This window comes from Maritimimonas sp. 2210JD6-3 (assembly GCF_056591795.1).
The window spans coordinates 1-11845 of the sequence record NZ_JBWQOJ010000057.1 but is presented as its reverse complement, the minus strand read 5'-3'; the positions used below and the strand labels follow the sequence as shown (position 1 = coordinate 11845).

Below are 11845 nucleotides of genomic sequence, written 5' to 3'. Positions count from 1 at the left end.
GATTCCCGTTTTCACGGGAATGACAATTTCAACGGATACCTCGATGCAAGCATGCGGGGAATTCTTTTCGATTAAATTGTTAATAATATATACTTAAATGTTTATTCTAGCGTTAATGAAGTGTAATTTTACCTTATAGACTTACATATATCCCCATGTAAGAAAGAATTAAATGTCTAAAATGAGAAGGATAATATTAGTAATAATATTATGTTGGGGAAGTGTATATATTCTATTCTCCCAAACAATTATCGCCAAACAAAGTTTTGAAACTTCTGGTGATACTTGGACGCCTTTAAACTTTTCTACACCACCCTGTACCGTTGGTAACGATATATGGGATTATTCGACCAATATAAGAGGACTAACTGCCAATGATGGTAGTCGATTTTGGGGAATACGCGATTTAAATGGAAGCTGTGGAGGTAATAGTTTTGAAACAATTACTTTTCCTAATGTAAATGTATCTGCATCTCAAAATGTTGTTTTTTCGTTTGATTATTTTGCTTTTGGCTTTGATAATAATGAAGATTTAAAATATGAGCTTTTTTATGATAATATAAGTCAGGGCGAAGTAATTGTAGTTAATGGTGTAAACAATAATAGTGACAATACCAATGGCTGGAGAACTGAATCTGTGAATGTTCCTAGCTCAGTTACCAACGTGAGTTTAATTTTATATGCAAAAAATAATAATGGTAATGATATAGGTGGTTTTGATAATGTAAAGTTATTAAGTTCTTCTGTAACAAATGGAGGTTGTAATGATTCTGAAACATTAACTGTTGGTAGTAATAATAGTGAAAATATAGTAACAGGAACTAATGTAGGAGCCACGAGTTCTGGAGAACTACCAAACCCCAATTGTGGAAATTATAATGGTAGCGATGTTTGGTTTACAGCACAAGTTCCTCAATCAGGAAATATTATAATTGAAACATTAAGCTCAGTAATTGATCCTGTTGTTGCCGTTTACACAGGTACTTGTGGTAATTTAACTTTACTTAATTGTAATGATGATGTTGACTATCCAAATAGCTTAGAATCTAAATTAGAACTTACAGGGCTTTCAAATACAACAATTTACATAAGAGTATTTGCATATAACAACGCTTCATCTGGAACCTTTAATATAGTAGCTTATTCTCCTCCAACTATAGATAATGACAATTGTTTTATCGCGCAAAATCTTACAGTAGGAAATTCAAATACAGAAAATGTAGTAACATCAACTAACGTCGGCGCAACTGATTCTGGTGTTAGTTTAAATCCGAATTGTGATCAATATTTAGGTGGAGATATATGGTTTACTGCTCAAGTGCCTGCTTCAGGAATTTTAAATATTGAAACATTAAATGCTGGAGGGATTTCTGATACAGGCGTAGCCGTTTACACAGGTACATGTAATAATTTAACGCAAATAGCCTGTGATGCTGATAGTGGTTCTAATTTCTTCAGTTTAGTTACACTGACTGGGCTGCCTAATACAACAGTATATATTCGAGTTTGGGAGTATCAAAACAATAGCTTTGGTGAATTTAATATTGTGGCCTACTCACCAGAATGTCCATTAACCACTACTTGGAATGGCTCTAATTGGAGTAATGGCGTACCAAACGAATTTACTTCAGTTACTATTAATGGTAATTATAATACTGCTACTAACGGGAATTTTGAATCATGTAATTGTACTATTAATTCTGGAGCATCATTAAATGTAAGTGCAAATAATTATATACTTATAGATAAAAACTTTACAGTTAATGGTACAATTGACGTACAACATGAAGGGTCATTAGTCATGGTTCAAAACGATGGGTCTGTTTCAGGTTCAGGTAATATGAACATTTATAAGACTTCAACTCCTTTAAACAGATCTGATTTTATGTATTGGTCATCTCCAACAGTTAATGAAACTATCGGTAGTGCTTTATCTCCAATTTCAGACCCTAATAGAATTTTTGGATATGATTTTCTTAACGGATGGATTCAATCTAACAGCCAAACGCCTATGACTCCTGGTATTGGGTACATTGCTGAAATTGCTGATTCTGGTACATTTCCTAGATCGCAAGGAGTGTTATTTGATGGACACATTAATAGCGGAATTATTAACGCTCCAGTAAACACCACTGGTGTAGATGGCTTTAACTGGAATTTAATTGGCAACCCATATCCTTCTGCAATAAGTGCTGATTTATTTATTAATAATCCTAGCAATAGTTTAGTAAATGCAACTATTTATTTGTGGACACACAATACAGAAATTTCTGAGAATAACGCTGGAACTGAAAAATATAACTATTCTAGTAATGATTATGCGAGCTATACCGTTGGATCTGGAGGTGTTGCTGCAGTTTCGGGCGGACCAAAACCAAATGGATTTATAGCTTCTGGGCAAGCTTTTTTTATTCAAGCTAACAGTTCTGGTAATATTACTTTTAACAATAGTATGCGCCTTACTGGAAATAACAATGAGCTTTTTAGAGATATGAATGACAAAAGTGCCATACAAAAAGATCGTATTTGGTTAGAACTCAAAAATAACAAAGGAGCATTCAGTCAAATTTTAATAGGTTATTTTGCCAATGCCACTGATAATGAAGATAGAAATTATGACGGAAAACGATTTTCTGGTAACAGTTATGTATCTCTTTACTCTTTTATTGATGATAAAAATTTCGCCATACAAGGAAAAAAGAACATTAAAGATGAAGACATTGTAAAATTAGGATTCTATTCATATTTAGACGAAGGAGAAGAACTCGAAATAAGTATTGATGAGCTAGAAGGGAAATTACTTGATTACAATGTTTATATAAAAGATAACCTATTAAGAACTACACACGATCTTAAAATTGAGAATTATAAATTTGTTATAAATGAAAAAGGTGTTTTTAATGAGCGCTTCGAGCTATACCTAATAAAAAATGAAGCTGTGCTAAGTACTAATGAAGAGCAGTTAAATACAGATGATCTTATTATACGTAATTTCGATAATGAATTAGAAATAAGTACATCAAATGGCACTTTTATTAGCGAATTTAAAGCATATGACATTTTAGGAAAATTGATTCTTAACAATAAACCTGAGAATAGTCAATTCAAAACTAACATTAGTAATCTCACAAGCGGAACTGTATTAGTTATTAATGCTACCCTCGAAAACAACCAAAAAATTAGAAAAAAGATTTTATTACATTAAAAAACTAACAATGTAGTTTCATAACCCAAACTTAATTTCAATTATTCCCTTTATTGTAAGACATATTATCTATTTGAATAAAGGTTTTTAAGCATAAAAAAATCCCGTAACGTCTTGTTACGGGATTTTTTTTTGATATATACATACCTTACTTAATGCACAACCTTATCTTTAGCTGTGTAAAAACGATATTGTAAATATTGGTAAGCATCTCTGGGCATCACTTTTACCCATTTTTTATACTTAAAAAACCATTTACTTTGTAATGATGGCAACCCGCTTTTAATATAAGATGCAACAAACGGATGCACATGTAATACAATTTTTTTAGCATTTTTAGCTATTAGTTTTTCTAATTCACTTTCTATTTTATCTATCAAAACAATAGGAGCTTCAACCTCTCCATTCTTGTTCGGATTTTCTTCTTTGGTCTTGATAACCCTTTCAGGTCTCACACGCTGTCTAGTAATTTGAACTAGACCAAACTTACTTGGTGGTAAAACTTTATGTTTTGTTCGTGTTAATCTCATTTCATTTTTTAAATGCTCAAATAATTTTTGCCTATGATCGGCTGTGTGCATATCAATAAAATCAACAACAATAATTCCACCCATGTCTCTTAACTGCAATTGTCTTGCAATTTCTGATGCAGCAATCATATTTACTTGTAATGCTGTATCTGCTTGAGAATTTGCTTTGTTAGAACGATTACCGCTATTCACATCAATTACATGTAATGCTTCAGTATGTTCTATAACTAAATAAGCTCCTTTTGGCATAGAAACTGTTCGACCAAAAGAGGTTTTAATCTGTCTTTCAATTCCATATCTTTCAAATATTGGAGTTTTAGATCTATGTACTTTTACGATAGATGCTTTTTCTGGTGCAATTCGTAATAAGTACTCTTTTAAATCAGCCGCCAGTTCTTTATCATTTGTTATGATACCCGTAAATGAATCATCAAATACATCTCTTAAAATAGAAGAAGCTCTGTTTAATTCAGACAATACCTTTATAGGTGCTTTTGCATTTGGCAATTGTTTACACATCGATTTCCAACGTTCGAGTGAATTTTGTAAATCTCTATCTAATTCTGCCACTTTTATTCCTTCTGCTACCGTGCGAAGAATAACGCCAAAACCTTTTGGTTTTATACTTTGTGCCAATCGTTTTAAGCGCTCCTTTTCTTTTCTACTAGATATTTTTTGTGATACAGATACTCTATCAGAAAAAGGAACTAACACCAAATACCTACCAGCTATTGAAAGCTCAGAACTTATACGAGGTCCTTTCGTAGAAATTGGCTCTTTAACGATCTGTACTAATAAATTTTGACCCGCTTTTAAAACGTCGTCAATTTTTCCATTTTTATTAATGTCTTTTTCAAAATGGAAATTTTTTAAAGTGAATTCTTTTTGCTTACCTGTGCTTACACGATTAATAAATTTACTTAAAGATAATAATTGGGGTCCTAAATCATGATAATGTAAAAAAGCATCTTTTTCACTTCCTACATTTACAAATGAAGCATTTAGGCCTGATAATGTTTTTTTTATTTTGGCTAAAAATAAGTCGCCAACATTAAAATTATTATCGTTTTCATCTTTATGTAACTCAACTAATCTACCATCTCTTAATAAGGCAAAATCTATATCAGAGGAATTTGATCTAATAATTAATTCTGTTTTCACTCTGTATATGTTTTGCATTTGCACATAGTAATTTACTATATACAAATAGGTTAAAATTACACAGGTTATAAATTATAACCCGACGAAATTTATGTTTTACCATAAATTTCTTTTTCAAAGAACGATGTACGTTAAAAGAAGAAATAGTTTAAAACTATTTCTTCTTTTTGTGTCTGTTTTGTCTACTTCTTTTTTTACGCTTATGAGTAGAAATCTTACTGCGTTTTCTTTTTTTACCGCTTGGCATATTTAAAACGTTTTATTGTGTGTTAATATTATTTTACCGGAACATTTTTCTTAACGCCTTCAACAAATACTTTTGCTGGTTTAAACGCAGGAATATTGTGTGCTGGAATTTTAATCGTAGTATTTTTAGAAATATTTCTACCTGTTTTCTCTGCTCTCGTTTTTACTGTAAAACTACCAAAGCCTCTCAAATAAACATTTTCTCCTTTCTCTAGTGATTTTTTTACCTCTTTCATTAAGTCTTCCACAACTCTCAATACATCTGCCTTCTCTATTCCAGATTTATCTGAAATATTAGCAACAATCTCTGCTTTTGTCATTTCTTATTAAAATTTAAACTTTTTGTTATTAAAAATCCTTTTTTCAGGGTGGCAAATATAAGATAATTAATCAATTACGAAAAGCTAATGAGTTAAAATTTAATAAGATAAAAATAGTAATATTGCTTACTCGACAGAAATTATATGGATTTTTCTAACATATTAATAAACTGGTATTTACAACACAAAAGAGAATTACCTTGGCGTAAAACCAAAGAACCTTACGTTATTTGGCTATCTGAGATCATGTTGCAGCAAACTAGAATAGCACAAGGCTTACCTTATTTTGAAAAATTTATCAAGCATTTCCCTACTGTTTTCGATCTCGCTAAAGCAGATGAAGAAACCGTCTTAAATTTATGGCAAGGACTAGGGTACTACTCTAGAGCAAGGAATCTGCATTTTACTGCAAAATATATAGCTGATGAATTACAAGGAAAATTCCCAACCACGTATAAAGAACTGATAAAATTAAAAGGCATAGGCGATTATACAGCATCAGCTATAGCTTCTATTTGCTACGATGAAGCCACTGCGGTTGTTGACGGAAATGTTTATAGAGTTTTAGCTCGCTATTTTGGTATTGATACACCTACTAATAGTACTAGAGGAATTAAAGAATTCAAAATACTAGCTCAAAAGTTAATTGCTCATGACGATCCTGGCTCCTATAATCAAGCTATTATGGAGTTTGGAGCAATACAATGTAAGCCTCAAAATCCAGATTGTACTAATTGTCCTTTGAATAGTAGTTGTGTAGGTTTACAGAAAAAGCTAGTCAATCAACTTCCTATCAAAGAAAAAAAGTTAAAAGTTAAAAAGCGATATTTTAACTATTTAGTTATTAAGAATGAAGAAACTATCCTTAAAAAAAGAACACAAAAAGGTATTTGGTTTAATTTATATGAATTTCCGCTAGTAGAAAGTGAATGTGAAATTGATGTTGATGCGCTCATTGAACATTCAGATTTTACCACATTATTTGACTCAAATGTTGAGTCAATAAAACTACACAACCAAAAACCTATTATTCATAAACTTTCTCATCAACATTTACACACTAAATTTTGGATTATTACTCTAAAAAAAACATTTAAAAATGGTGTAAAATGGAAAGACGTCGATCAATACCCAATGCCCATTCTTATTGCTAATTTTGTGAAAAATTTTAAAAATTACGATTGAATTTTTCATTATCTTTGAGTATTAAAATTGACTTGTAATGGCGGGCACTTTAAATAAAGTAATGCTTATTGGGCATTTAGGCGATGAAATAAAAATGCATTATTTTGAAGGTGGTAATTCTATCGGCAGGTTTCCTATTGCTACCAATGAAACGTACACAAACCGACAAACAGGTGAAAAGGTAACCACTACAGAATGGCATAATATAGTTGTACGCAACAAGCTTGCTGAAATCTGCGAGAAATACCTTACCAAAGGAGATAAAGTATATCTCGAAGGGCGTATAAAAACACGTCAATGGGAAGGCCAAGCGGGTGACAAACGTTATACAACAGAGATACATGTTTCAGACATGACCTTTTTAACCACTAAAAAAGAACTTAATAGCACAAAACCGACCACACAACCAAAACAAGAGCCTAAGTCAACAAATGAGGTGGTAAATGAAAGCCCTCAAAATTATGATGATGATTTACCATTTTAATGTTTAACTAAATTTATTTTATTTGGACCCCGAACCTTCCAGTTTAAATTTTCTAGAAACCATAGATTGGACATTTGCCACAAGTAGTATATTACTTCTGGTTTTATTAGTAATTTCAGCTTTAATTTCTGGTTCAGAAGTTGCGTTTTTTTCTTTATCAAAAACAGCACTAGATGAAGCTGCTAATGAAAAGTCTGGCAAAAAATTAATGGTATCAAAATTATTAGAGCAACCTAAAAAACTATTAGCTACCATACTCATAGCAAACAATTTTGTAAATATTTTAATTGTTTTACTATTCGCTTATATCGGTGAATTTTTATTTAGCGAACTCAATCCCGCATATGTAAGATTTATTATAGAGGTAGTAATCGTTACTTTTTTAATTTTACTTTTCGGAGAAGTATTGCCAAAAATATATGCAAATAGAAATGCCATTGGTTTTGCATCATTTATGGTGACACCTATGCGTCTTATTAGTATTTTTCTAACGTTTCCGGCAAAAATGTTAATGGCACTTACCAATGTGGTTGAAAAACGATTAGGTAAAAAACAATCTGACTTTTCTGTAGAGAAATTATCGCAAGCACTTGAACTCACCTCAGAGGAAGCTACAACGAAAGAAGAGCAAAAAATCTTAGAAGGTATTGTTAATTTTGGCAATACAGAAACCATACAGGTAATGTGCCCTAGAACCGATGTCTTTGCCTTATCGGATGATCTTTCGTTCAGCGAAGTAGTTAGTAAAATTCTCGAAAATGGGCATTCTAGAATTCCCGTGTATGAAGAAAGTATGGACAAGATTGTAGGTGTATTATATACCAAAGATGTATTACCACATTTAAATAAAAAGACATTTCAATGGAAAAAAATAGTTCGAGAACCTTATTTTGTTCCAGAAAATAAAAAACTAGATGATCTTTTAAAAGAATTTCAAGAGAAGAAAAACCACTTAGCTATTGTTGTTGATGAGTACGGAGGTACTTCAGGAATTGTTACCTTAGAAGATGTCATCGAAGAAATTGTAGGAGATATAAGCGATGAATTCGATGATGACGATTTGGTATATTCTAAGTTAGATGATTATAATTATATTTTTGAAGGAAAAATAGTTTTAAAAGACTTTTATAAAGTAGTACAAATCGATGATACACTTTTTGAAGAACATAAAGGAGAGGCCGAAACATTAGCAGGTTTTATATTAGAAATTGCGGGTCGTTTTCCTAAACGAGGTGAATCCTTGAAGTTTGAGGATTATACTTTCAAAATAGAATCATTAGATAAAAAAAGAATAAAACAAGTAAAAGTTACCTTACCAAATGACTAAAAAAAGTATTTATATCATAACATTTATTATCGCATTGGCAATTGTTTCTTGTAAAGAAGAACCCATACCCAAACCTGAAGCACAGTTGCGTTTAGCCTATTCTAATACTGAATATCAAAAAACAACTATTGATTGCCCCTACATATTTGAGTTTTCTAATAAAGCAACTGTTAAGTCTAATGATAAATGTTGGATAAATATTGAATATCCTTCAATGAAAGCAGCTTTAAATATAACGTATAGACCTGTGCAAGAAAATCTGGATGAGTTACTTAAAGAATCTGAAAAATTAACGTATAAGCATTCTGTAAAAGCAGATTTAATAAGTTCTCCTAAATCGTATTTGAATGATGAAAAAAGAGTTTTTGGATCTCTTATTGAAATAACTGGTAACGCCGCTTCACCTTTGCAGTTTCATCTAACTGATAGCACGAAGCATTTTTTAACTGGGGCATTATATTTTGAAGTACAGCCTAACTATGATTCCATTCTACCCGCTATTAAACATGTAGAAAAAGACATTAAGCATTTAATGGAGACACTTGAGTGGAAAAATTAGGTCTTTAATCTTCGATTTTGCAATATCAAATAAAACTGTACACCAAATATGATAGCTGCGAATAACATATGTATTACCTGCGTACCAAATGGAAAGTTAAAATAATACATTAATACGCCTGCCAAAACTTCTACGGTTAGCATTACTAATATCCAGTTTGGTAAAGTAAATCCTAAGCCCGATTTCTTGTTTCTAATAAACAATCCTATATTTAAAACTACGACCAGTATTGAAAACGATCGGTGAATTAAAAAATTCGTATTTTCTTCTAAAGCTAATAAGCTTTTGTTCTCAAAACCATGTGTTTTTAATTGTTCATCTACAAACTCACGTATGTCTATCCCTAATATTATCTGAACTATTGTTAAACCAAAAGTCACATATAATAGGTTTGTAAATAGTGTATCTTTTTTAAATACAATCGTTTTGTTTTTAGTTTCATGAACAATTACCAACAACAATGCAGCAATCAATAAAGCCACCAACATATGGATGGTGATCTTAGAAACAGCCAAATTCGAATCTACTACCGTCTTTCCTAACCAGGCTTCAAACAACATTAAAAATAATGCTAAGAATGATAGTATAGTAAGTTTTTTATTTGATTTCCAATATCCTAAAGAAGCAATAATAAGTAGTAAAAAGAAAACACCAGAAACAGCTGTTGCTAATCTATTAATGTATTCTACCCACGTGTGAGTTACATTAAACTTAGCATAATCATGTTTGGTATAAGCTTTCCAATTTTTAATCGCAAATTTATCTGTACTTGTAAACTTATCTTTAGCAACTAGAAGCGATTCATCTTTAATAATAACTAATCCTTTTTTAAATTCCTTGTTAGGTTGCCAAAGTAAGGCTTCTTCACTCGTTGGTGGTATTAAATGACCAAAACATTTAGGCCAATCGGGGCACCCCATGCCGCTACCTGTCATACGAACGGTAGCTCCAGCAAGAATGATAACATATACAGAAATCAAACAAATTTTTGCAAATAACGGAAAGTACTTCTTCATTAAAAACCTTTGTGCAAAGATAACTTAAAAGCATAAAAAAAGCCTCCAAAATTGGAGGCTTTACTTATTTTTAGGTAAAAAAGTAATTACTTATTATCTACTTTTTCTTTAACAGCTTTTGCTGCTCCTTCTACTGCTTCAGCACCGTCTTTTACAACTTCTTTAGCACCTTCTTTAACATTGTTCGCACCTTCTTTAACAGCATCAACTGCATCACCAGCCTTTGCCTTTACAGAATCTACTGCTTCTTCAACAGCATCACCAGCAGCTTCTACAGCGTCACCAGCAGCATCTTTAACATCTTTAGCAGCATCACCTACAGCTTCAACAGCGTTTTCAGCATCTTCGGCAGCTCCTTTTGCAGTTTCCTTACACGATACAGCTACTAAAGCAACGATAGCTAGCATCATTAATCCTTTTAATAATTTCATTTGTTTGATAATTTTAGTTTTATACGTTAACGAAACGCAAATTAATTAATAATATTTTAGATAAACAAAGGTTTTTTTTGTTTTATTTACTCAGTTTCAGCGACTTTTTTAACCGAATACAGATCACCATCAGCAATATTTTCGACAGTATGTACTATCTCATCTTGAGAAATTGTATTTGCATCAAAGGTAACTTCTCCCAGACTATCCTTAAAGACAACAGTTGCTTTTTGAACACCTTCTAACTTCACTAATCTAGATTCTATAAGCTTAGCACAGCCAATTTCGCAGGTCATACCTCCAATATCCATAGAAATAGATGTTATTTCTTCCTTCTTTTTACAAAAAGTAAGCGAACAAGACACAAAAACAACAAGCAATAGTTTAAATATTAATTTCATGCTAATAAAATTGAATCGCAAAAATACTGAATATTGGTGTTATTAGAATACACTTTAACTTTTCTAAATGCGTAATTATAAAAAGAAAATATTGTACGACCTTTGTAATTGTATTGTAGCCACATGAATCAAAAAAATACTCGTTGGTTTTACCTTGCTATTTTAGCATTAGTTTGGGGTAGCTCATTTATTCTTATTAAAAAATCACTTGTAAGTCTAACACCATTGCAAGTTGGAGCCTTGCGTATTTTAATTTCTGCTTTTGTTTTATTACTTGTGGGTTATAGAAGTATATTAAATCTAAATAAGAAGCAATGGTGGTATATTTTCATTTCCGCATTATTAGGAACATTTTTTCCTGCCTTTTTATTTGCATTCGCTATTGATAAAATTGATAGTTCGATTGCTGCAATTCTCAACTCTTTAACACCTCTTAATACGTTAATTGTTGGCGCTCTAATTTTTAGTTTTCCCTTTAAAAGATCTCAATTATTTGGTGTACTAATCGGAATGGTAGGTACTGTAATTTTAATCATAAAAAGCAATGATTTGAATCCGAATCAAGATTACACATATGCCTTACTACCAATTATTTCATCGATAGGATATGCATTTAATGTCAACATTATTAAAAAACACCTATCTGATGTAAGTGCATTAGCTATTACTACTGGAAATTTCGTGCTTATAATTATTCCTACATTATTTATTTTATGGTATTCTAATTTTTTCAGCACTTTTCAAGTGAATGAACAAACAACGACTTCTTTAATGTATTTAACCATACTAGCCATTTTAGGTACCGCTTTTGCCAAAATAGTATTTAATAAACTTGTCCACATGACGTCTCCTGTATTTTCGGCTTCGGTTACTTATCTAATTCCTATTGTAGCTGTGACATGGGGACTTTTAGATAACGAAACCTTTAGTTTTATGCAGTTAATTGCGGGCGCTATTATACTATTTGGTGTATATCTAGC

Annotated in this window: 11 protein-coding genes; 6 read left to right on the top strand and 5 right to left on the bottom strand. The window is 31.6% G+C overall.

Features of this window, described 5'->3' with window-relative positions:
• The first annotated feature begins 181 nt into the window (after positions 1 to 181).
• The gene (locus tag AC1EUY_RS15505) at positions 182 to 3205 is read left to right on the top strand and encodes a hypothetical protein (RefSeq protein ID WP_480196464.1); all 3024 of its coding nucleotides are present in this window, start codon (positions 182 to 184) and stop codon (positions 3203 to 3205) included.
• Between the two features lie 152 nt (positions 3206 to 3357).
• On the opposite strand, the gene AC1EUY_RS15500 is transcribed toward AC1EUY_RS15505, so the two are convergent.
• Together AC1EUY_RS15500 and AC1EUY_RS15495 are read right to left on the bottom strand one after the other, a co-directional pair.
• Positions 3358 to 4896 (bottom strand): Rne/Rng family ribonuclease, encoded by a 1539-nt coding sequence (locus tag AC1EUY_RS15500; RefSeq protein ID WP_480196463.1) that lies wholly within the window; start codon positions 4894 to 4896, stop codon positions 3358 to 3360.
• A 275-nt stretch (positions 4897 to 5171) separates the two neighbouring features.
• Entirely contained in the window at positions 5172 to 5462 is a 291-nt protein-coding gene (locus AC1EUY_RS15495; protein ID WP_480196462.1) for an HU family DNA-binding protein, read from the bottom strand.
• Positions 5463 to 5606: 144 nt separating this feature from the next.
• On the opposite strand from AC1EUY_RS15495, the gene mutY reads away from it, so the two are divergent.
• Genes mutY through gldD form a run of 4 tightly spaced genes read left to right on the top strand, consistent with a single transcriptional unit; the run spans position 5607 to position 9017 of the window.
• Positions 5607 to 6647 carry an A/G-specific adenine glycosylase gene (mutY, locus tag AC1EUY_RS15490; protein ID WP_480196461.1) on the top strand — a complete coding sequence of 347 codons (1041 nt, stop codon included), beginning with the start codon at positions 5607 to 5609 and terminating at the stop codon, positions 6645 to 6647.
• A 37-nt stretch (positions 6648 to 6684) separates the two neighbouring features.
• Positions 6685 to 7131 (top strand): single-stranded DNA-binding protein, encoded by a 447-nt coding sequence (locus AC1EUY_RS15485; protein WP_480196460.1) that lies wholly within the window; start codon positions 6685 to 6687, stop codon positions 7129 to 7131.
• Positions 7132 to 7153: 22 nt separating this feature from the next.
• Positions 7154 to 8458, top strand: coding sequence for a gliding motility-associated protein GldE (gldE, locus tag AC1EUY_RS15480; protein WP_480196459.1), 1305 nt, complete (start codon positions 7154 to 7156; stop codon positions 8456 to 8458).
• Positions 8451 to 9017 (top strand): gliding motility lipoprotein GldD, encoded by a 567-nt coding sequence (gldD, locus tag AC1EUY_RS15475; RefSeq protein ID WP_480196458.1) that lies wholly within the window; start codon positions 8451 to 8453, stop codon positions 9015 to 9017. Before gldE ends, gldD begins: the two co-directional genes overlap by 8 nt.
• Here the strand turns inward: gldD and AC1EUY_RS15470 are convergent.
• The 3 genes from AC1EUY_RS15470 to AC1EUY_RS15460 form a co-directional block, all read right to left on the bottom strand.
• A complete protein-coding gene (locus tag AC1EUY_RS15470; protein ID WP_480196457.1) occupies positions 9014 to 10033 on the bottom strand; it encodes a COX15/CtaA family protein in 1020 nt (339 codons plus the stop codon). The two genes, gldD and AC1EUY_RS15470, sit on opposite strands and share 4 nt — an antisense overlap.
• An 86-nt stretch (positions 10034 to 10119) precedes the next feature.
• Entirely contained in the window at positions 10120 to 10464 is a 345-nt protein-coding gene (locus AC1EUY_RS15465) for a hypothetical protein (RefSeq protein ID WP_480196456.1), read from the bottom strand.
• A gap of 86 nt (positions 10465 to 10550) precedes the next feature.
• Positions 10551 to 10865, bottom strand: coding sequence for a cation transporter (locus AC1EUY_RS15460; RefSeq protein WP_480196455.1), 315 nt, complete (start codon positions 10863 to 10865; stop codon positions 10551 to 10553).
• A 123-nt stretch (positions 10866 to 10988) separates the two neighbouring features.
• Here AC1EUY_RS15460 and AC1EUY_RS15455 point away from each other — a divergent pair.
• On the top strand, positions 10989 to 11845 hold an 857-nt coding region (locus AC1EUY_RS15455), incomplete at its 3' end, for a DMT family transporter (protein ID WP_480196454.1).

Bases quoted from the DNA above. Each gene is read 5' to 3' on its own strand.
- AC1EUY_RS15495 (WP_480196462.1), bottom strand. From the start codon at position 5,462: ATGACAAAAGCAGAGATTGTTGCTAATATTTCAGATAAATCTGGAATA.
- AC1EUY_RS15485 (WP_480196460.1), top strand. From the start codon at position 6,685: ATGGCGGGCACTTTAAATAAAGTAATGCTTATTGGGCATTTAGGCGAT.
- AC1EUY_RS15505 (WP_480196464.1), top strand. From the start codon at position 182: ATGAGAAGGATAATATTAGTAATAATATTATGTTGGGGAAGTGTATAT.
- gldD (WP_480196458.1), top strand. From the start codon at position 8,451: ATGACTAAAAAAAGTATTTATATCATAACATTTATTATCGCATTGGCA.
- mutY (WP_480196461.1), top strand. From the start codon at position 5,607: ATGGATTTTTCTAACATATTAATAAACTGGTATTTACAACACAAAAGA.
- AC1EUY_RS15460 (WP_480196455.1), bottom strand. From the start codon at position 10,865: ATGAAATTAATATTTAAACTATTGCTTGTTGTTTTTGTGTCTTGTTCG.
- AC1EUY_RS15470 (WP_480196457.1), bottom strand. From the start codon at position 10,033: ATGAAGAAGTACTTTCCGTTATTTGCAAAAATTTGTTTGATTTCTGTA.
- AC1EUY_RS15465 (WP_480196456.1), bottom strand. From the start codon at position 10,464: ATGAAATTATTAAAAGGATTAATGATGCTAGCTATCGTTGCTTTAGTA.